The sequence below is a fragment of the Streptomyces sp. NPDC079020 genome, from assembly GCF_044542225.1.
GTDB lineage: Bacteria > Actinomycetota > Actinomycetes > Streptomycetales > Streptomycetaceae > Streptomyces.
This window is the reverse complement of record NZ_JBITUB010000006.1, coordinates 368,379-388,225: the sequence shown is the minus strand read 5'-3', so window position 1 is coordinate 388,225 and position 19,847 is coordinate 368,379. Positions and strand designations below refer to the sequence as shown.

Sequence of the window (19,847 nt, the reverse complement as noted above, 5' to 3'; positions counted from 1 at the left end):
CTTCAGGAAGCCCGCAGCGGCGTCAGGACGCCTTGACGGACTCCACGAACGGCGACCAGGCGGACGCGTGCACAACGAGCACCGGCCCCTCGGGGCGCTTGGAGTCGCGGACGGGGACGAGGTCTTGGTGGCCATCCGCGACTTCGAGGCAGTCGCCTCCGGAAGAGTTGCTGTGGCTGCTCCTACGCCAGATCGCGGTGCTCAAGTCGACGTGGTTGCGCGCCATTTCGGTAGTCCTCTGCCGCTTTCTCGATCATTGCGAGGGACACCTCCGGCGGCAAGGCGGTGGCCCTCAGCAGATCGTACGACCTCTGATACTGCTTCACGAGGCCCGGATCATCGACAGTAACTCCGTGGTGCTGGCCCTCTGTGTAGGCGAACGGAGGGGCGTCTGCGAAGTCCAGAACCAAGGCGTTGCCCTGCATGAGGGTGTGCGCTCCCGCGTTCCACGGGATGATCTGCGTAAAGATCCGGCCGCGCCTGGTGAGCTCGGCGATGTGGTCGAGCTGCTCGGCCATCTGCTGCGACGGCACGATCGGTAGGCGCAGCAGGGACTCGCTCAGGATGTTCCAGTACTGCGGGGTCCGGTGGTCCTTCTCGAAGAGCTGTGCGCGTTCCAGCCGTGCATTGACCTTCTCAGTGGTCTCCTCCTGGAGTTCCGGCATGCGCTCGGCACAGATAACGGCCCGTGCGTACGGACCGGTCTGGAGCAGCCCAGGGAAGACTGTCGGTGACCACTGCTCGATGCTCTCGGCGCGCCTTTCTGCCTCCAGCACGCGCTCGAAATACTCCGCGTGCCCCTTGCGCCGGGCCTGCCGCACGTCCTCGCACCGCCGCTCGAAGAACCCGTCCGTCCCCAGCACCCGGTCCACATGCTTGGCCAGGTCCGCGGGCATCCGGCGGTTGCCGTGCTCGATCTCGCTCAGATACGTGATGCCGTAGAAGCTGCCGGCCACCAGCTTCTCCAGGGTCAGGCCCGCCTCCTCCCGTTTGAAGCGGAGTTCCTTGCCGTAGAACTGCGGGACCCCGGCCGAGCCGTCGATGTCCTTGCGCGTAGCCACGTTGACCACCTTTCGCGCTGTGCGTTGTGGAGCGGGAAACCCTTTCAAGGTAGACGTATGTACGGCAGCGTGTGAGGCGTTCGTCACAGTGTGCAACGGAAGGTGGATGCTCCCCCCATGGACGACACTCAAGACAGCCCCGGCTACGACATCGGCGCGGACATCGACGCGCTGCGTGCCGCGCTCACGGCCCACGGCATCACCCTGCCGTCGCTCGGCGTCGATCCGCTGACCCTCGCCGGGCGCGGCAGCCGGCCGCCGTTGGTCGCGCTCGGCAACTGCAATGTGGCGACCGCGCGCCGCATGGCCGAGGTGCTGCGGTCGGCGGCCGGTGGATGACCCCGCTGCCCTACACGGTGGATCTGCTCGCCGTGCCGAAGGCCGTACCGGAGATCCGGCGCTCCCTGAGGGAGTGGTGCGAGGGCGAGGACTCGCCCGATCTGCTGCTCTGCGTCAGTGAGTTGCTGGCCAATGTGATCGTGCATCTCGGCGAGGGCACCCCGGTCACGCTCAGGGTCTTCGTTACCCGCTCCGGGGGGATGCGGGTCGAGCTGAGCGACCCCGAACCGTGTGCCTGGCCGACGTTGAGAGCCGCGGCGGACGGCGAGGAGTCGGGGCGGGGGCTGACGCTCGTGGACGCGGTGGCGTGGCGCTGGGGCGTCGAGCGGCTGCCGTACGGGAAGACGGTCTGGTGCGAACTGGGGGCGCCCGTCCGGTGGGGGCTGCCGAAGCGCGAACCGGCCGGTTCCGACAGCCGGTCCGCCGCGGGTATCGCTCCCGGCGGGGGGTGACGCCGGGCGCGCTCCGTTCCAGTCGCTCGCCCCGGCCGCCTCAGGGCGGCCGGGGCGAGCGGCTACCTCGGGGGCAGCGGCGGGCGCCGCAGGTCCGGCACCGTGTCGTACGTCGGCGGGGTCGCCGCCGGATGCTTCGCCAGCAGGTCCAGCGCCACCCGCACCGCGTCGTCCAGCACCGCGTGCCGGCCCTCCGCCCAGTCCAGGGGGGTGCGCAGCGCCTCCAGATCGGGTTCGACGCCGTGGTTCTCCACGGACCAGCCGTAGGTGTCGAACCACGCGGCGTTCATCGGCACCGTGATCACCGTGCCGTCGCCCAGCCGGTGGCGCCCGGTCATGCCGACCACGCCGCCCCAGGTGCGCTGGCCGACCACCGGGCCCAGCCGCAGCAGCCGGAACGCGGCCGTGATCATGTCGCCGTCGGAGGACGTCGCCTCGTCGGCCAGCGCGACCACCGGGCCCCTCGGCGCGTTCGAGGCGTAGCTGACCGCCTGGGCGTTGCGCGTCAGGTCCCAGCCGAGGATCCTGCGGGTCAGCTTCTCGACGACCAGTTCGCTGATGTGGCCGCCCGCGTTGCCCCGGACGTCCACGATCAGCGCCGGGCGCGAGACCTCCAGCCGCAGGTCCCGGTTGAACTGTGCCCAGCCCGAGCCGCCCATGTCGGGGATGTGCAGATAGCCGCACCGGCCGCCGCTCAACTCCCGTACGACTTCCCTGCGTTTGGCCACCCAGTCCTGGTAGCGCAGCGGCCGTTCGTCGACCAGCGGGACGACCGCGATGCGCCGGGGCCGGCCCTCCTCGCCCGCCGGGCGGAACGTCAGTTCCACCGTTGTGCCGCCCGCCGCCGTCAGCAGCGGGTAGGGGCCGGTCACCGGGTCGACGGGGCGGCCGTCGACATGGGTGAGGGCCGCGCCCTCCCTGATCCCCGTACCCGCGAGCGGTGAACGCGCCTTGGAGTCGGAGGAGTCGCCGGGCAGGATGCGCCGGACCTGCCACTCCCCGTCGCGGCAGACCAGGTTCGCGCCGAGCAGCCCGATCGCCCGCTGGTAGTGCGGCGGTCCCTCGTTGCGGCGGGCGGGGGTGACGTACGCGTGCGAGGTGCCCAGTTCGCCGAGCACTTCGCGCAGCAGGTCGGCGAACTCGTCGGGGGAGGCAACCCGTTCGACCAGCGGGCGGTACTGGCCGAGCACCCCGTCCCAGTCGATGCCGCACATGTCCGGCTCCCAGAAGTACGCGCGGATGATCCGGCCCGCCTCGGCGTACGCCTGCCGCCACTCCGCCGCCGGGTCGACGTCGTGCAGGATGCGGCGCAGGTCGATGTAGACGGTGGAGTCGTTGTCGCCGGGTTCGTTGGACGGTACGGCGCGCAGTTCGCCGTCGTCCATGACGACGAGCCGGCTCGCGTCACCGCTGACCGCGAACCAGTCAAGGTGGTCGACCAGTTCGGTCTTGCGGGCCTTGGCGATGTTGAAGTGCTCCAGGGTGGGCCGGCCCGACATGTCCGCCGGGTTGGCGAACGTCTCGCCCAGCGCGCCCGAGATCGGCCAGCGCAGCCAGACGAGCCCGCCGCCGGTGACCGGGCGCAGCGCCGAGTACTTCGAGGCGGAGACCGGGAACGGGGTGACCCGGCTCTCCAGGCCCTCGAACTCGACGGTGACCGTGGCCCCCTCGCCCGTACCGCCCTCGGGGATGTCCACCGGGTCCAGGCCGCCCGCCGCCGGGCGGCCGTCCGGGGAGAGCGCGAAGGGGGACGGGGTGGCCGAGGAGAGCGGGACCAGATACGGGCGGCAGCCCAGCGGGAAGGAGAGGTCGCCGGTGTGGACGTCGTAGACAGGGTCGAACCCGCGCCAGGACAGGAACGCCAGATAGCGGCCGTCGCCGGTGAAGACCGGGTTCTCGTCCTCGAAGCGGCCGTTGGTGACGTCGACGATCACCGGGGCACCGGGGCCGGAGATCCGGGCCAGCTTGATCTGGCGCAGCGAGCGGCCGACCCCGGGGTGCGACCAGGTGAGCCAGGCCCCGTCGGGGGAGAAGGCCAGGTCGCGGACGGGGCCGTTGACGGAACGGATGAGTTCGGTGACCCCGTCCGCGTCCGCCTCCGCGTCTTCGGCGTGCGTCGCACGGTACAGATCGGCCCGCGTGGCACCGCGCGGTACGTCCTCAGCGTCCGCGTCCGTCTCCGCGCCCTTCTCCGCCTCTGCGTCCGTCTCCGCGTCCGTCTCCGCGTCCGCCTCAGCGTCCGTCGCGGGTACGGGTTCCGGTTCCTCCGCCGTGTCCAGGAGCAGCAGCCGCCCGTCGTTCGACGCGATCGCCAGCCGTTCGCCCGCCGGGTCGGAGATCAGTTCCCGCACCCGGCCGAGCTTCCCGGAGGCGAGCCTGCGCGGTTCGCGGTCGCCGCTGGCCCGGGGAAGGTAGGCGATCTCGACCGCGTCGTCGCCGTCCGCGTCCGTCACGTACGCCACCTGGCCGCCGCTGCCCAGCATCTCCGGCAGCCGGACCCGGACCCCCGGGGCGTCGGTGATGGTGCGGGCGGGGCCGTCGCGGTGGGTGAGCCAGTACAGGCTGCCGCGTACCGAGACGGCGCTCGCCCGGCCCGTCTCGTCGACCGAGAGCGAGTCGACGTTGCTGGCGGCGGGCACCTGGTAGGTGCGCCGCCCGGTCCGGGGTCCGCCGAGCCGTACCTCCAGCTTCCGGGGCGTGGCGTCCGGCGCCTCCAGGTCCTCGACGAGCCACACGTCTCCCGCGCACTGGTAGACGACCCGGTGGCCGTCGCTGGAGGCGTGCCGGGCGTAGAACGCGTCGTGGTCGGTGTGGCGCCGCAGATCGCAGCCGTCCATCAGGCAGGAGTACAGATTGCCGACGCCCTCGTGGTCGGAGAGGAACGCGATCCGGCGGCCGACGAACATGGGCGAGTCCAGATGGCCGCCGATGTCCGGCAGCAGCCGTTCACCGTGCAGCCACAGCCGCCCGGTCGCACCGCCCCGGTAGCGCTTCCAGGCGGCCGGTTCGTGCGGTGGCTTTCCGGTGAGCAGCAGGGTGCGCCGCTCGCCGTCGATGTCCGCGACCGCGATGTCGGAGACCGGCCCCCAGGGCAGGCGGCCGCCGGGGCTGCCGTCGGTGGGGACGCTGTAGGACCAGGAGAAGTAGGAGAACGGCTGGTTGTGCGAGGACACGGCGAGGATCTGGGAGGTGTCGCCGGGGTCGGGGCTCCAGCCGCAGACCCGGGCATCGGTCGAGCCCCAGTGGGTGAGCCGCCGGGCCGGGCCGCCCTCGACCGGGGCGAGATGGATCTCGGGGTCCAGTGTTCGCCAGGTGGTGTAGGCGATGCGGCTGCCGTCGGGCGAGAAGCGTGGATGGCTGACCCTGGTCCGGTCGACGGTGACCCGCCATGCCCGGTCGGGCCGGTGCCCTGCCGCGGCGAGGGGGGCGACCCAGAGGTCGTCCTCGGCCGCGAAGCAGATCAAGTCCTGGTGGAGGTGCGGGAAACGGAGATACGCGACGTCGTCACTCACCCTCCAATGCTTTCCGCGCGAAGGGCCCGGGGCAACTTGTGGTGCAGCGCACAAGCGAAACGATTTCGTTTCGCTGAGCCGGGGGAGTACGGTCAGGTGTACGAAACGGTTTCGTTCGATGATGAGCGGGGCCGAGGAAGCGAGACCCGAGGGAGGCCGGCACATGGCACGGACCAGGCTCACACCCGAGCGTGAGAGTGAGATGTACGCCGCCGTCCTCGACCTGCTCCGTGAGGTCGGTTACGACGCCCTGACCATGGACGCCGTCGCCGCCCGTACCCGGTCCAGCAAGGCCACCCTCTACCGCCAGTGGGGCAGCAAGGCCGAACTGGTCGTCAAGGCGCTGCGGAACAACAAGCCGGTGGATCTCGGCGAGATCGACACCGGTTCGCTGCGCGGGGACATCCACGCCGTGCTGCACCGCAGCGACGACTGCCAGATGGAGAAGGACTCCGCGCTGATGCGGGGTCTGAGCCGGGCCGTCCACGACAATCCCGATCTGCACAAGGCCATGCGCGAACTGCTGATCGAGCCGGAGACGAACGGCTTCGACCTGCTGCTGCGACGGGCCGTGGACCGGGGTGAGCTGCGTCCGGACAATCCGGCGCTGAAATACATCCCGCACATGCTGATCGGCGCGTTCGCCGCTCGGCAGCTGGTCGAGGACCGCACCGTCGACCAGGCGTTTCTCATCGATTATGTCGACTCCGTGGTCCTCCCCGCCCTCGGCGTCTGATTTCCCCGCACCCCACGCACGGCCCTCTCCCCGACGCTCCACCTGACACGCCGCTCCGAGGGCTGTCCCGGAACCCCTGACGGGTGCCCGGCGACGGCTACGCACCTCGCGGCGTCGTCGGGCCGGTTCCGCACGCCCATTTCCACGCACACGACCTGACCGGGAGTACGCCCCCGTGGCCACATTCCTCTACAAGCTCGGACGGCTGACCTTCCGGCGCCGCCGCCTTGTCGCCCTTGTCTGGGTGGCACTGCTGGCGCTCGCCGGATTCGGTGCCGCCTCCGCGTCCACCGCCACCTCCAGCTCCTTCTCGATTCCGGGTACGGAGGCCCAGAAGGCCTTCGACCTGCTGGAACAGCGCTTCCCGGGCAGCAGCGCCGACGGCGCCACGGCCCGCGTGGTCTTCAAGGCACCCGACGGGCAGAAGGTGACCGACGCCGCCAACAAGGCCGAGGTCCTGGGCATCGTCGACGAGCTGAAGTCCGGATCGGACCAGATCGCCTCGGTCGCCGACCCGTACACGGCCAACGCCGTCAGCAAGGACGGCTCCACGGCGTACGTCTCGGTCTCGTACAAGGTCAACCCGATGGAGCTGACCGACCCGACGCGTGAGGCCCTGGAGGACGCGGGGACCTCCGCCGAGAAGAGCGGGATGACCGTGGCGATCGGCGGTGACGCGCTCATGGTGATCCCGGAGACCGGCATCACGGAGGTCATCGGGGTCGCCGTCGCCGCGGTGGTGCTCGTCATCACCTTCGGTTCGCTGATCGCCGCCGGACTGCCGCTGCTGACCGCGCTCATCGGCGTCGGCATCGGTGTCTCGACGATCACGGCGCTGGCGAACGTCCTGGACCTGGGCTCCACCACCTCGACGCTCGCGATGATGATCGGCCTCGCGGTCGGCATCGACTACGCGCTGTTCATCGTCTCCCGCTACCGCGCCGAACTGGCCGAGGGCCGGGAGCGCGAGGAAGCCGCCGGACGGGCCGTCGGAACGGCCGGATCCGCGGTCGTCTTCGCGGGCCTGACCGTGATCATCGCCCTGGTGGGCCTGGCCGTCGTGAACATCCCGATGCTGTCGAAGATGGGCTTCGCCGCCGCCGGTACGGTCGCCATCGCCGTCCTCATCGCGCTCACCCTGGTCCCGGCCCTGCTGGGCTTCGCGGGCAAGCGGGTCATGGGACGCAAGGCGCGCGAGGCCGCCGCGGCGGAGAACCGCCCCGACGCGAAGCCGAACATGGGCACCCGCTGGGCGCGGTTCGTGCTGCGCAGGCCGGTGTGGGTGCTGCTGGCCGGTGTCATCGGCCTCGGTGTCGTCGCCGTACCGGCCGCCTCGCTGGAGATGGGCCTGCCGGACGACGGCGCCCAGCCGAAGAGCACCACACAGCGTCAGGCGTACGACATGCTCTCGGACGGCTTCGGCCCCGGGTTCAACGGGCCGCTGATGGTCGTCGTCGACACGAAGAACAGCTCGGACGGCAAGAGCACCGTCAGCCAGGTCTCCCAGGAGATCGAGTCGCTCCCGCACGTCGTCGCCGTCACCCCGGCCGCCTTCAACAAGGCCGGCGACACCGCGACCATCACCGTCATCCCGCAGGACCGGCCCAGCTCGGCCGAGACGGAGAACGTGGTCCACGCCATCCGTGACGCGGGGGACGAGGTCAAGAGCGACTCCGGCGCGGAGGTGCTGGTCACCGGCGCCACCGCGATGAACATCGACTTCTCCCAGAAGATGAACGACGCGCTGCTGCCCTACCTGGCGCTCGTCGTGGGGCTGGCCTTCCTGCTCCTGATGCTGGTGTTCCGCTCGGTCCTCGTCCCGCTGAAGGCGGCCCTCGGCTTCCTGCTCTCGGTCGTCGCGGCACTCGGCGCGGTCGTCGCGGTCTTCCAGTGGGGCTGGCTCGGCTCGCTCTTCGGGGTCGAGCAGACCGGCCCGATCATGTCGATGATGCCGATCTTCATGGTCGGTGTGGTCTTCGGTCTGGCCATGGACTACGAGGTCTTCCTCGTCACCCGGATGCGGGAGGCGTACATCCACGGGGAGAGCCCCGGCCAGGCCATCGTGACCGGCTTCAAGCACGGCGCACGGGTGGTCACGGCCGCGGCCGTGATCATGATGGCGGTCTTCGCCGGCTTCATCGGTTCCAGCGAGCAGATGATCAAGATGATCGGCTTCTCGCTCGCCATCGCCGTCTTCTTCGACGCCTTCGTGGTGCGGATGGCGATCGTGCCCGCGGTGCTGGCCCTGCTCGGCAAGCGGGCCTGGTGGCTGCCGCGCCGGCTGGACCGGGCGCTGCCCAATGTGGACGTGGAGGGCGAGGGGCTGCGCATGCAGCTCGGCGAGACGCACGCGTCCGCCGCGCAGGACGGGTCCGGGCAGGGCGGGTCCGGGCCGGGCGGGTCCGGGCCGGGCGGTGACGACGAGCGCGAGCTGACCCGCGTCTGAGCCCGGTGACTCCGCCCCCTCCCGGGGCGGATGGGCCCAGGAGCCCCGGCCCCCCTCCCGGGGCGGATGGGGCCCAGGAGCTCAGGAGCCCCGGGGCCCGCGTCCGAGCGGAGCGCGGCCCCGGAAGCGCCGGTACCTGTGGGGACGGGGACCGGGCGCAGAACGAAAGCCCCCGTGCGAGCGGCACGGGGGCTTTCGTCATGCGCGGGGGCCGTCAGGCGCCGCGGGTGGCCGGCTGCGGGGGCGCGTTCTCCTCGTGGGTCCGGCCGAGGAAGCGGATCAGCGTCGCGTTCTCGAACTGGAACACCTCGACGCCGTCCGCCGAGTGCAGCTCCACGATCAGCTGCGTCCGGCCGCACGGCCAGACGCGCACGGCGCCCCGTTCGGCGGGGAAGCGGAGGCCGCGCTCCAGCAGATCGCGGCCGAACGCCCAGTCGCTGCCGCCGGGCAGCCTGACATGGACGGTGCGGGGGTCGACGGCCGCGTCGTAGCGCAGGGCCACGGGGACGGGGCGGGTGAGGGGGCCGTCGGTGATGAGCCGGGCGCGGGCACGTTCTTCAATCACGGGGGACATGAGCCGGCTCCTCCTGTATGTAGAAGTCTGCACTCCAATGTCCCATATTTTGGACCGGGGGGTGCGACGGATGCGCGGGGAGTGGATAGGGGTAAGGCATCCAGTTGTGACCTGCTTGCTCTTGCACACTGTTCGCAACAGGGTCCTATCATTGACGGGTTCATGACCCCGCCCGCAGAGACGCGGAAACCGCAGGAAGCGGAGCCACCTCATGCATGTACCCGACGGATTCATCGGCGCACCCGTCTCCGTGGCCGCGGGAGTCGTCGCAGCGGGCGCCGTCGCCGTCAGCCTCCGCGGAGCCCGCCGGGAACTGGACGAGCGCACCGCTCCCCTCGCGGGCCTGGTGGCCGCCTTCATCTTCGCCGTGCAGATGCTGAACTTCCCGGTCGCCGCGGGTACCAGCGGGCACCTGCTGGGCGGGGCGCTGGCCGCGATCCTGGTCGGGCCGTACACCGGGGTGCTCTGTGTCTCCGTCGTCCTGCTGATGCAGGGCATCCTCTTCGCGGACGGCGGCCTCACCGCGCTCGGGGTGAACATCACCGTGATGGGGGTGGTCACCGTGGTCGTCGCGTACGCCCTGTTCCGCGGCCTGACCGGGATACTGCCGCGCACCCGCCGCTCGGCCACCACCGCCGCGTTCGTCGCCGCCCTGGTCTCCGTACCCGCCGCGGCCTGCGCCTTCACCCTGATCTACTGGATCGGCGGCACCACCGACATCCCGATCGGCAAGGTCCTGACCGCGATGGCCGGCGTCCATGTACTGATCGGTGTGGGGGAGGCCGTGATCACCGCGCTGACCGTGGGTGCCGTCATCGCCGTCCGCCCCGACCTCGTGCACGCCGCCCGCGGGCTCGCCGCCCCGCTCAAGCTCCGCGTCGACGGCGAGCTGATCGACGCCCCCGTCACCTCCGGCTCCTCCGCCGCGCCCGCCCCGACGGCCACCCGCTCCACGCGCGGGATCCGGGCCGCCGGGCTGGTCACCGCCCTGCTCCTCGCGGGCTTCGTCTCCTACTACGCCTCCGCCAGCCCCGACGGCCTGGAGAAGGTCGCCGCCGACAAGGGCATCGACAAGAAGGCCGAGGAGCACGCCGCCGCGGACTCCCCGCTCGCCGACTACGGCGTCAGGAACGTCACCGACGCCCGGATCTCCGGGGGCCTCGCCGGAGTGATCGGCGTGAGCGCCACGATTGTCGTCGGCAGCGGCGTCTTCCGGGCCGTACGCAGACGGCGCGCCGACCGGGCCGACGACAGCTCCCACCGCACCGGGGAGAACGTCTGACATGGGCGCCGGCCACGCCCACAAGCTCTACCGGCACGGGCACTCACCCGTCCACGGTCTGCCCCCGCACTGCAAGCTCGTCGCCGTCCTCTGCTTCGTCGTCGTGGTCGTCACCACCCCGCGCGAGGCGATGTGGGCCTTCGCGCTGTACGCGGCCCTGCTCGGCGCCGTCGCCGCCGCGGCCCGCATCCCCGCCGGATTGCTGCTGAAGCGGCTGGTCGTCGAGGTGCCGTTCGTCGCGTTCGCGCTGCTCATGCCGTTCGTGGTGCCCGGTGAGCAGACCCATGTCCTCGGGCTCTCCGTCAGCGTCCCCGGCCTCTGGGGCGCCTGGAACGTCCTCGCCAAGGGCACCCTCGGCGTCGCCGCGTCCGTGATCCTCGCGTCCACCACCGAGCTGCGGTCCCTGCTGCTGGGCCTCCAGCGGCTCAGAATGCCGCCCCTGCTCGTCCAGATCGCGTCCTTCATGATCCGGTACGGGGACGTCATCACCGACGAGATGCGGCGGATGTCGATCGCCCGGCGCTCCCGGGGCTTCGAGGCGCGCGGCGTACGCCATTGGAGTGTCCTCGCCACATCGGCGGGGGCCCTGTTCATCCGGTCCTACGAGCGCGGCGAACGCGTCCACCTCGCGATGGTCAGCCGCGGCTACACCGGCACCATGCCGGTCATCGACGAGGTGACGGCCACCCGCACCCAGTGGGCCCACGCCTCGGCGCTCCCCGTGCTCGCCCTCGTCATCTGTCTGCTGGGATGGTCCCTATGAACAGCCCCCCGCCCGCGGACCCCTCCCCCACCCTCTCGCTGGAGGTCAGCGGTCTCGCGTACGCCTATCCCGACGGCCACCAGGCCCTGTTCGGCGTCGACCTCACCGTGGCCCGCGGCGAACGGGTCGCCCTCCTCGGGCCCAACGGGGCGGGCAAGACCACCCTCGTACTCCACCTCAACGGCATCCTCGACGCGGGCGCGGGCACCGTGCGGGTCGCCGGGCTCCCCGTGGCGAAGCGGAACCTCGCCGAGATCCGCCGCCGGGTCGGCATCGTCTTCCAGGACCCCGACGACCAGCTGTTCATGCCGACCGTCCGGGAGGACGTCGCCTTCGGGCCCGCGGCGGCCGGGCTGCGCGGCCCCGAACTGGAGGAGCGGGTCCTCTTCGCGCTCAAGCAGGTCGGCATGGAGGAGTATGCGGACAGACCGCCGCACCATCTGTCGTTCGGGCAGCGCCGCCGCGTCGCCGTGGCCACCGTCCTCGCCATGCGGCCGGAGATCCTCGTCCTGGACGAACCCTCGTCCAACCTCGACCCCGCCTCGCGCCGTGAACTCGCCGACATCCTGCGCTCCTTGGACGTCACCGTGCTCATGGTCACGCACGACCTGCCGTACGCCCTGGAACTGTGCCCGCGCGCCGTCATCCTCAGCGAGGGCGTCATCGCCGCCGACGACCGTACGCGGGATCTGCTCAGCGACGGGGAACTGATGCGCGCGCACCGGCTGGAGCTGCCCTTCGGCTTCGATCCGCGCTCCGTATCCGTCAACGGGGGGTGACCCGCCACGCGTCCGGCCCGCCACGCGATGCACCATGGGGGGTATGAGCGGGAGCGCAGGAGCAGGCGTGGACGTACGGGGCACGGTGGCACCCGGATTCGAACCGGTTGGGGACGCTTTCGTCCGCAACTTCGAGCGGCGCGGGGAGCGCGGTGCGGCCGTCACGGTCTACCGCCACGGGCGCAAGGTCGTGGACCTGTGGGCCGGTACGAAGGATGTCGACGGCACCGAACCGTGGGCCGTCGACACCGTGCAGGTCGTCCGCTCGGCCGGAAAGGGCATCGCCGCCGCCGTACCGCTGATGCTGCACCAGCGCGGGCAGGTCGACCTGGACGCCCCGGTCGGCACGTACTGGCCGGAGTTCAAGGCGAACGGCAAGGAACGCGTCCTCGTCCGCCACCTCCTCGCCCACCGGGCCGGAGTGCCCGCGCTGGACCGTGTCCTGACCCCCGCGGAGGCCGCCGACGGGGTCAGCGGGGCGCGGGCCGTCGCCGCCCAGCGCCCGCAGTGGGAGCCCGGCACCGACCACGGCTACCACGCCCAGACCTACAGCTGGCTCATCGGCGAACTGGTCCGCCGGGCCACCGGGCGGACCATCGGCCGCTGGATCGCCGAGGAGATCGCCCGCCCGCTCGGCCTGGACTTCTGGTTCGGGCTCCCCGTCGAGGAGGCGCACCGCGTCGGCCGGATCGGCGCGGTCGAACCGCCGCCCGCCCCGACCGAGGGCGGCATTTTGCGCGTGCGCCCCAAACGCAGTGTCACCGAGGCCTACCGCGACCCGGAATCCCTCACCCGCCGGGCCTTCGGCGCCATCGCCCCGTTCCCCGACGAGAACGATGCCGCCTACCGGGCCGCCGAACTCCCCGCCTCCAACGGCATCGCCACCGCCCGTGCCCTGGCCCGCTGTTATGCCGCGATGATCGGCGAGGTCGACGGCCACCGGCTGTTCGCCCCGGCCACGCTCACCCTCGCCCGTACCGAGGAATCCGCGGGCCCGGACCGGGTGCTGGTCGTCAGCACCCGCTTCGGCCTCGGCTACATGCTGCACGGCCCGGCCGCCCCGCTGCTGGCCCCCGGCTCCTTCGGACACCCGGGCCGGGGCGGCTCGCTCGGGTTCGCCGACCCCGAATCCGGCATCGCCCTCGGCTATGTGACGAACGGTCTGCAGAAGGGAGTCACCGCCGATCCCCGTGCTCAGGCACTGGTCAGAGCAGTACGGTCGGCCCTATGACTCCTTCCCGCTTCGACGGTCACCGTGTCCTCATCACCGGCGCCGGCCAGGGCATCGGCGCGGCGACCGCCCGCCGCCTGGCCGCCGAGGGCGCCGCCGTACTCGTCACCGACCTGGACGCCGCCCGCGCGGAGAACACCGCCGAGGGGATACGCGCGGCGGGCGGCACCGCCGAGTCCCTGCCCTGCGACGTCGGCGACCGCCGGGCCGTCGAGGCGGCCGTCGCCCACGCCGTCACCGCCTTCGGCGGGCTGGACGTGCTGGTCAACAACGCCTTCTCGGCCGGTGCGGACACCCCGCTCTTCGAGGACGAGACGGACGAGGTCTGGCAGCGGGACCTGGATGTCACGCTCACCGGCCCGTACCGCTGCTCGCGCGCCGCCCTGCCGCATCTGGTGGCCTCGGGCCGGGGCGCGATCGTCAACATCGGCTCGGTCAACGGCGAACAGGACTTCGGCGGCCACGCCTACAGCGCGGCCAAGGCGGGCCTGGCCAGCCTGACCCGCACCCTGGCGGGCCACGCGGGCCCCCGGGGCGTCCGCGTCAACCTGGTCGCCCCCGGCACGATCCGCACCCCCGCCTGGGCGGGCCGCGAAGCCGACCTGGACCGGATCGCCACCCTCTACCCCCTGGGCCGCGTCGGTGAACCCGACGACATCGCGTCCGCCGTCGCCTTCCTCGCCTCGCACGAAGCGTCCTGGATCACGGGGACGACCCTGCGCGTGGACGGCGGGCTGCTGGCCGTGAACACGGGTTTCCGGAGGGCGCTCTCGGAGGGGTAGGGCGGAGGAACAGGCCGGGGACGGGACGGGCGGATGGGGCGGGACGGGTGGCCGGGACGGGACGGGCGGATGGGACGGGACGGGTGGCCGGGACGGGACGGGACGGGCGTTGGCGAATCCGCCCGTCCCGTTTGCCGCTGTGTGGTCAGGCCCAGCAGACGATTTCGGCGTCGTCGGTCAGGCCGAGCGCAGGGCGTCTGTCGGGGACACCCTGGCCGCGCGCAGTGCCGGGTAGATTCCGGCGACGGCCGCTACCAGTACCGATACCAGGGGGCCGGCGATGACCGTGTAGAGCGGGATGGCGGCGGGCCAGCCCTGTGCGAGGGCGTAGCCGTAGACCGTCAGGCCGCCCACGAGCAGTCCTCCGACTCCTCCGACAAAGCCCATCAGTACGGCTTCGATGAGGAACTGAAGGGCGATCTGTCCGCCTCGGGCGCCCAGCGCTCGGCGCAGTCCGACCTCGCCGCGGCGTTCCATCACTCCCACGACCATGGTGTTGGCGATGCCGACGCCGCCCACGAGCAGGGCGACCGCGGCGAGGGCGAGGACGAGTCCGGTGAGGGAGTTCTTGGTCTCGGCCCGTGCCGTGTACAGGTCGGAGGGGCGGCTGACGGCGACCGTGCTCGGGCTGGAGGGGTCGGCGGTGGCTCCGGCAACGGACTGTACGTCGGGGACGCGTTCGGGGTGGGCCCTGAGGTAGGCCATGGCGGCGGTGCCGTCCGCGCCCAGGTGGGCGGTGGCCTGGGGCCAGCCGACCAGTGCGGCGGTGCCGAGTTCGGGTGCGAGTTCGTTCGGGGCCAGTATTCCGGTGACGATGAACCACTGTCCGCCCAGCCAGACCCGCTCGCCGGGCGCGGTGACGCCGAGCCGGAGTGCGGCCTTGTCGCCGAGGACGGTCACCGGGAGGTTCTCGCTCGCCTTGTCCAGCCAGTTCCCGCTCTGCAGTGTGGCGTGCAGGACTTCGAGCAGGTTGAGGCGGGCGGCCAGCACGGTGAGGCTGTTGGTCTGCTGTGGTGGGACGAGGTCGTTGCGGTAGACCTGGGCTTTGGTGGCCCCGGTCGCGGTGACTTGTTGCACGGGGGCGATGTTGGCGAGCATCTTCTCGGCCGTGGGAGGCAGTGGCACCGGCTTCTGGTCGGCGCCGCTGCCGGGGGCGACGGTGATCAGGTTGGAGCCGAGCCGGTCCAGGCGCTCCAGCAGGTGCGCCTGGTTGGAGGCGGAGATCCCGGTCACGGCGATGACGGCGGCGATGCCCAGGGAGATGCCGAGCGCGGACAGGGCGGAGCGCATCTTGCGCGTGCGTGGTCCGATCATGCCGAGGCGCAGTGTGTCGGTCGGGCGCAGCCGGGTGCGTCGCAGGGGTGGTGTCATCGGCCAGCTCCTGCGGGGTGCGGGCCGCGTTCGTCGATGTCGATGCGGCCGTCGTGGAGGGCGATTCGCCGGGGGAAGGAGGCGGCCAGCTCGCGGTCGTGGGTGATGACGACGACTGTGGTGCCGTTGGTGTTCAGGGTGCGCAGCAGCTCGACGACGGCGGCGCCGGAGACGCTGTCCAGGGCTCCGGTGGGTTCGTCGGCGAGCAGGAGTGCGGGGTTGCCGACGAGGGCGCGGGCGATGGCGACGCGCTGTTTCTCGCCGCCGGAGAGTTGGTCGGGGTGGTGGTGGAGTCGGTGCCCGAGGCCCACCTCGTGCAGGGCTTCGGTAGCGTCGGCGCGTCGGCGTGAGGCGGGGGCGCCGCTGTAGAGGAGGCCGGTGGCGACGTTCTCGACCGTGGTGAGGCCGGACAGCAGGAAGAACTGCTGGAAGACGAAGCCGATGCGGTGGGCGCGCAGGGCGGCCAGTTCGGGGTCGGAGAGTGCGGACAGGTCGCGTCCTTCGAAGTGCAGCTTCCCTGCGGTGGGCCGGTCGAGGGAGCCGAGCAGGGCGAGGAGGGTGGATTTTCCGGAGCCGGAGGGGCCGACGACGGCGAGGAGTTCTCCGGCTTCGATGGTGAGGTCGATGTCGTGCAGGATGCGCAGTGGTGGTGATCCCGGGTATTCCTTGGTGATGCCGGAGAGTTCCAGTACGGGTGCCTTGTCGGATGGCTGCCTGGGCGTCACTTCGGGATCACCACCTGGGCTCCGGCTCGGATGTCCCCGGTGATCTGCGCCTTGGCGTCGGCGACGAGTCCCAGCTGGATCCTGACGAGCCGGGTGGTGGTACCGCTGACGACCTGGACTCCGTAGCCGCCGCCGTCCAGGGCGAGCAGCGCGGTGACGGGGACGATGAGTGCGTCGCTGATGCTCTCGCCGACGACGGTGACGGTCGCGGAGGAGGGCCCGGCCTGCTTGGCCTGGCGCTGGTGGTCCAGCGCGATGGTGACAGTGGTCTTGTCCGCGCCGCCGGAGTCGTCCGAGCCGCTGTCCCCGTCGTTGCCGGTACCGCCGCGGACCATTGAGCGGATGCGTCCGTTGATGGTGCTGCCGTTGGTCAGTTTCACCGTCACCCGGCCGTTGGGCTTGAACTGGGAGAGCTGGTTGTCGGCGGGCTGTGCGGTGGCTATCAGGTCGGTGCCGGTCACGGTCATGACGGCGGTGGCCCCGAGGGCCGAGCCGAGCTGTGCGCCGAGCTGCTGCACGCGCACGGTCGCCTGGGGCAGCATGACGACGCTGCCGCGCGTGACCGTCCCCGTCTGTTTCACACCGAGGTCCTTCTGCCAGCGCTTGACGGCGGTGACGGTCCCAGGGGTGAACTTCTGGTCGGCTGTCAGGCCGAGTCCGTCGGCGTGGCCGAGCTTGATCAGGTTGCGTTTGAGCTGTCCGACGTCGGGTCCTTCACTGACCCCGGGGCCGAGGTCGCGCCACATCGGCCGGTCCCCGGTGAGCAGTACCACGGGCCGTCCGTCGACCTCGAAGAACTTCGCCCCCGCCTTGACGACGGCACCGACGGCCGGCAGGGCGGTGATGGTTCCCTGGCCGGAGGCGATGACGGGTGTCGGGGTGTTGTAGCTGAGTTTGCCGCCGACCTGGATGCCGGTGGACAGCGAGCCCTTCTGCACCGCGACGGTGCCGTGGCTGACGGCCGGCTGCGGGGAGGCGGTGCCGCCCTGCTCCCAGGGGCGCGTCACGGCCAGCGCACCCGAACCGCCGAGCACGGCGATCAGGACGAGCGGGACGACGATCCTGCGGCGCTTCTTTCGCGCGGGGGCGGGCGAGGTTCCGGAGGGGGTGGTGGTCTCCACCGTTTGGCTCATGATCACTGGCCGATCGAGTAGCCGGGCATCGGGAGCTTGCCGCAGGCCGGCTGGATGGCGTCCCACGCGGCGGAGTTGAACGATTTCGCCGTGAAGTTGAGGATGCCGCTCTTGGGGTCGGGGTCAGGAATGTCCGCGTAGCCGTTCTTCCGCGCGCACGCGACAAAGGCGCGCGCTTGCTCGACGGCTTTCTCGTTGCCCTTCTGCTGGACCTGGTGGATGCCGGGGACCTTGGCGTCGCAGACCTTGCTCGCCGCGTCGAGGCCGTTGGCCGAGCCGGGACTGTCGACACCGGTGGCCGGGAAGGTGATGTTGCCGTCCTTGTCCTGCTCGACGCTGGTCTGCCCCTGCTTGTGCATGCAGTCCACCCAGGCCCGCCGGACCGCTTCGTCGTCCTGCGGCTTACCCTTTCCCGCGCCGTCACCCCCGGCCACGCTGGGCGCGGATTCCTGTGAGGAGCAGCCGGTCATCACCAGCGCCGCCGTCACGGCGGCCGCCGCCAGTACGGTCCGTACAGTCTTGGTACGCATGTTTGCTCTCCCTGCTGGACGTCGGTATCTGCCTCCGCCATGTCTACGGACCGACGAGTTACGCGTGGGTGAGTGAGTGCCTAACCGCCGGCTAACACCCGCCGAGGCATCGTTGGCACGAGCAGGGCAGATCCCGACGGCGCGGAACGCGGAGCGCGGCGAGTGGAATGGATGAGAATGCGAGTGCTGATAGTCGAGGACGAGGTGGACCTGGCCGCGATGCTCGCCGAGGGCCTGCGCGCCGAGGGCATGGTCTGCGAGGTCGCCCACGACGGCGCCCGCGCGCTGGAGATGGCGGCCGCCGCGGAATATGACGTCCTGCTCCTGGACCGGAACCTGCCCACCCTGAGCGGGGACGCCGTCTGCCGGGCCCTGAACACCGCCGGCTACCCGGCCAGAATCCTGATGCTCACCGCCGCCGGCGCCCTCGCCGACCTGGTCGACGGCCTCGGCCAGGGCGCCGACGACTACCTGGCCAAACCCTTCTCGTACCTGGAGCTGGTCGCGCGGCTGCGCGCGCTGGGCCGCCGCTCCCCCGCCGGCAGCAGCGCCACTGTGCTGAGCAGGCACGGCGTCAACCTGGACACCGTACGCAGGATCGCCGAACGCGACGGCCGGCCACTGAAACTGACACCCAAGGAACTCGGAGTACTGGAACTGCTGCTGGCCGCGGACGGCGCCCCGGTCGACACCGACCAGCTGCGGGACAGCCTGTGGGACGCGGCGCTGGACCCGGCCACCACCGCCGTCCGGGTCACCGTCCACTCGCTGCGCCGCAAGCTCGGCAAACCGCCACTGATCACCAACGACCCCGGCTACGGGTACCGGCTGTGAACCGGGCCCGGACCGGTCGTCGCTTCTCGCTGCGCGGGCTGCCCCTGCGCGGCCGGCTGACCCTGATGACCACGGCGGTCTTCGCGACCCTGGGCGGCGGACTGCTCCTGCTGAACTGGCTGAGCGCCCGCCAGTTCCTGAAGGACAACCGCTACCGCGTTGTCCCCACGAGCGAAATGGCTCCCGCCCAGACGGCGCCGATCCCCACAACCGCGCCGCAAGGCCCCTCGATACCCGCCGCGCTCGCCACTCCCGCCCAGCGCTTCGAGGACTTTCAGTACACCGTCCTCAGCGATCTGCTGCTGCGCTCCATGCTGTTGCTCGCCGTCTTCACCGCGCTTGCCGGACTGCTCGCCTGGTGGGGCAGCAGCCGCTCACTGCACCGCCTCAGCCAGGTCACTGCTGCGGCCCGGCGGATCGGCACCGGCAGCACCCTGGACGAACGGCTCGGCCTGACCGGCCCGCACGACGAAGTCCGTGAACTCGGCGACACCTTCGACGTCATGCTCGACCGCCTGGACCGCAGCCTCACCGCCCAGCGCCGTTTCACCTCCCACGCCTCGCACGAACTGCGCACCCCGCTCACCCTCCAGCGCACCGCCCTGGAAATCCCACTCGCCCAAGGCCGGGTCCCGGACGACCTGAGGCCCGCCGTCCAGCGGGCACTGGACGCCAACGCCCGCAGTGAACGCCTGATCGCGGCTCTGCTCACACTGGCACGCGGCGAGAGCGGACAGCTGACGCCGCATCCCGTCGACCTCGGGCACGCCGCCAGGGACGCCCTGGCGGACCTGGCCGACGAGGCCCGGACAGCCGGCATCCGGATCACCGCGGCCCCGGAGTCTGCCCCGGTCGCGGGCGACCCCTCACTGCTCCGTCAGATCGCACTGAACCTGCTGGCCAACGCCGTGCGGCACAACCACCGTGACGGCACGGCGACGGTCACCACCGGCACCATCGGCACCCTTTCCTTCATCGAGGTCGGCAACACCGGCCCGGTGCTGCACCAGGACGAAATCCCCGCCCTCTTCGCACCGTTCCAGCGCGGCCGGGAACACCGCAGCGACGGATCCGGGCTAGGACTGGCCGTGGTCCGGGCGATCACCCTGACCCACCACGGCGAAGTCATCGCCACCCCCCGTCCCGGCGGTGGCCTCACCGTCCGAGTCGAACTGCCCACCGCACCTGGAGCAGGCGCTCCGGGGCCGCGCCCTTGAGAGGGCATCAGCCATGGTGGTCGCTCTCCTTGAGGGTGCGTACGAGGGTGGCCCAGACGGCGGGTGTGGTGCGGAGGACC

At 71.3% G+C, this 19,847-nt stretch carries 19 protein-coding genes; 11 read left to right on the top strand and 8 right to left on the bottom strand.

Going from position 1 to position 19,847, the window contains the following annotated elements; all coding sequences use genetic code 11:
• Positions 1 to 22 precede the first annotated feature (22 nt).
• Positions 23 to 226: a DUF397 domain-containing protein gene (locus tag ACIGJO_RS15775; protein ID WP_399957924.1), complete on the bottom strand. Its 204-nt coding sequence runs from the start codon at positions 224 to 226 to the stop codon at positions 23 to 25.
• Positions 183 to 1,061: a helix-turn-helix domain-containing protein gene (locus ACIGJO_RS15770; RefSeq protein WP_399957921.1), complete on the bottom strand. Its 879-nt coding sequence runs from the start codon at positions 1,059 to 1,061 to the stop codon at positions 183 to 185. The genes ACIGJO_RS15775 and ACIGJO_RS15770 overlap by 44 nt, the downstream gene beginning before the upstream one ends.
• Before the next feature lie 117 nt (positions 1,062 to 1,178).
• On the opposite strand from ACIGJO_RS15770, the gene ACIGJO_RS15765 reads away from it, so the two are divergent.
• Together ACIGJO_RS15765 and ACIGJO_RS15760 are read left to right on the top strand one after the other, a co-directional pair.
• A complete protein-coding gene (locus tag ACIGJO_RS15765; protein ID WP_399957918.1) occupies positions 1,179 to 1,400 on the top strand; it encodes a hypothetical protein in 222 nt (73 codons plus the stop codon).
• Positions 1,397 to 1,852 carry an ATP-binding protein gene (locus ACIGJO_RS15760; RefSeq protein ID WP_399957915.1) on the top strand — a complete coding sequence of 152 codons (456 nt, stop codon included), beginning with the start codon at positions 1,397 to 1,399 and terminating at the stop codon, positions 1,850 to 1,852. The genes ACIGJO_RS15765 and ACIGJO_RS15760 overlap by 4 nt, the downstream gene beginning before the upstream one ends.
• A gap of 62 nt (positions 1,853 to 1,914) precedes the next feature.
• On the opposite strand, the gene ACIGJO_RS15755 is transcribed toward ACIGJO_RS15760, so the two are convergent.
• Positions 1,915 to 5,364, bottom strand: coding sequence for a S41 family peptidase (locus tag ACIGJO_RS15755; RefSeq protein WP_399957912.1), 3,450 nt, complete (start codon positions 5,362 to 5,364; stop codon positions 1,915 to 1,917).
• Positions 5,365 to 5,527: 163 nt separating this feature from the next.
• Between ACIGJO_RS15755 and ACIGJO_RS15750 the strand changes: the two genes are divergently transcribed.
• On the top strand, positions 5,528 to 6,100 hold the full coding sequence (locus ACIGJO_RS15750; protein WP_399957909.1) for a TetR/AcrR family transcriptional regulator: 573 nt from the start codon (positions 5,528 to 5,530) through the stop codon (positions 6,098 to 6,100).
• A gap of 175 nt (positions 6,101 to 6,275) precedes the next feature.
• Positions 6,276 to 8,546 (top strand): MMPL family transporter, encoded by a 2,271-nt coding sequence (locus tag ACIGJO_RS15745; protein ID WP_399957906.1) that lies wholly within the window; start codon positions 6,276 to 6,278, stop codon positions 8,544 to 8,546.
• Between the two features lie 214 nt (positions 8,547 to 8,760).
• Here ACIGJO_RS15745 and ACIGJO_RS15740 read toward each other — a convergent pair whose 3' ends face one another.
• Entirely contained in the window at positions 8,761 to 9,120 is a 360-nt protein-coding gene (locus ACIGJO_RS15740; RefSeq protein ID WP_399957903.1) for an SsgA family sporulation/cell division regulator, read from the bottom strand.
• Positions 9,121 to 9,331: 211 nt separating this feature from the next.
• On the opposite strand from ACIGJO_RS15740, the gene ACIGJO_RS15735 reads away from it, so the two are divergent.
• The 5 genes from ACIGJO_RS15735 to ACIGJO_RS15715 all read left to right on the top strand — a co-directional run bounded on the left by ACIGJO_RS15735 (position 9,332) and on the right by ACIGJO_RS15715 (position 13,957).
• On the top strand, positions 9,332 to 10,402 hold the full coding sequence (locus ACIGJO_RS15735; protein WP_399957900.1) for an energy-coupling factor ABC transporter permease: 1,071 nt from the start codon (positions 9,332 to 9,334) through the stop codon (positions 10,400 to 10,402).
• A gap of 1 nt (position 10,403) precedes the next feature.
• Positions 10,404 to 11,165, top strand: coding sequence for a cobalt ECF transporter T component CbiQ (gene cbiQ / locus ACIGJO_RS15730; protein WP_399957897.1), 762 nt, complete (start codon positions 10,404 to 10,406; stop codon positions 11,163 to 11,165).
• A complete protein-coding gene (locus ACIGJO_RS15725) occupies positions 11,162 to 11,944 on the top strand; it encodes an energy-coupling factor ABC transporter ATP-binding protein (protein ID WP_399957894.1) in 783 nt (260 codons plus the stop codon). The genes cbiQ and ACIGJO_RS15725 overlap by 4 nt, the downstream gene beginning before the upstream one ends.
• Positions 11,945 to 12,011: 67 nt before the next feature.
• Positions 12,012 to 13,175: a serine hydrolase domain-containing protein gene (locus tag ACIGJO_RS15720; RefSeq protein ID WP_399958168.1), complete on the top strand. Its 1,164-nt coding sequence runs from the start codon at positions 12,012 to 12,014 to the stop codon at positions 13,173 to 13,175.
• On the top strand, positions 13,172 to 13,957 hold the full coding sequence (locus ACIGJO_RS15715) for an SDR family NAD(P)-dependent oxidoreductase (protein ID WP_399957892.1): 786 nt from the start codon (positions 13,172 to 13,174) through the stop codon (positions 13,955 to 13,957). Before ACIGJO_RS15720 ends, ACIGJO_RS15715 begins: the two co-directional genes overlap by 4 nt.
• A 177-nt stretch (positions 13,958 to 14,134) precedes the next feature.
• On the opposite strand, the gene ACIGJO_RS15710 is transcribed toward ACIGJO_RS15715, so the two are convergent.
• The 4 genes from ACIGJO_RS15710 to ACIGJO_RS15695 are packed head-to-tail and all read right to left on the bottom strand — an operon-like array spanning position 14,135 to position 17,716.
• Complete coding sequence (locus ACIGJO_RS15710) at positions 14,135 to 15,328, bottom strand: ABC transporter permease (protein WP_399957890.1); 1,194 nt, start codon at positions 15,326 to 15,328, stop codon at positions 14,135 to 14,137.
• On the bottom strand, positions 15,325 to 16,053 hold the full coding sequence (locus ACIGJO_RS15705; protein ID WP_399957887.1) for an ABC transporter ATP-binding protein: 729 nt from the start codon (positions 16,051 to 16,053) through the stop codon (positions 15,325 to 15,327). Before ACIGJO_RS15705 ends, ACIGJO_RS15710 begins: the two co-directional genes overlap by 4 nt.
• Positions 16,050 to 17,174 carry a peptidoglycan-binding protein gene (locus ACIGJO_RS15700; RefSeq protein WP_399957884.1) on the bottom strand — a complete coding sequence of 375 codons (1,125 nt, stop codon included), beginning with the start codon at positions 17,172 to 17,174 and terminating at the stop codon, positions 16,050 to 16,052. Before ACIGJO_RS15700 ends, ACIGJO_RS15705 begins: the two co-directional genes overlap by 4 nt.
• Before the next feature lie 14 nt (positions 17,175 to 17,188).
• Positions 17,189 to 17,716 (bottom strand): hypothetical protein, encoded by a 528-nt coding sequence (locus ACIGJO_RS15695; protein WP_399957880.1) that lies wholly within the window; start codon positions 17,714 to 17,716, stop codon positions 17,189 to 17,191.
• A gap of 177 nt (positions 17,717 to 17,893) precedes the next feature.
• On the opposite strand from ACIGJO_RS15695, the gene ACIGJO_RS15690 reads away from it, so the two are divergent.
• Both ACIGJO_RS15690 and ACIGJO_RS15685 read left to right on the top strand, forming a co-directional pair.
• Entirely contained in the window at positions 17,894 to 18,550 is a 657-nt protein-coding gene (locus ACIGJO_RS15690; RefSeq protein WP_399957878.1) for a response regulator transcription factor, read from the top strand.
• The gene (locus tag ACIGJO_RS15685) at positions 18,547 to 19,767 is read left to right on the top strand and encodes a sensor histidine kinase (protein ID WP_399957875.1); all 1,221 of its coding nucleotides are present in this window, start codon (positions 18,547 to 18,549) and stop codon (positions 19,765 to 19,767) included. Before ACIGJO_RS15690 ends, ACIGJO_RS15685 begins: the two co-directional genes overlap by 4 nt.
• Positions 19,768 to 19,847: the final 80 nt, after the last annotated feature.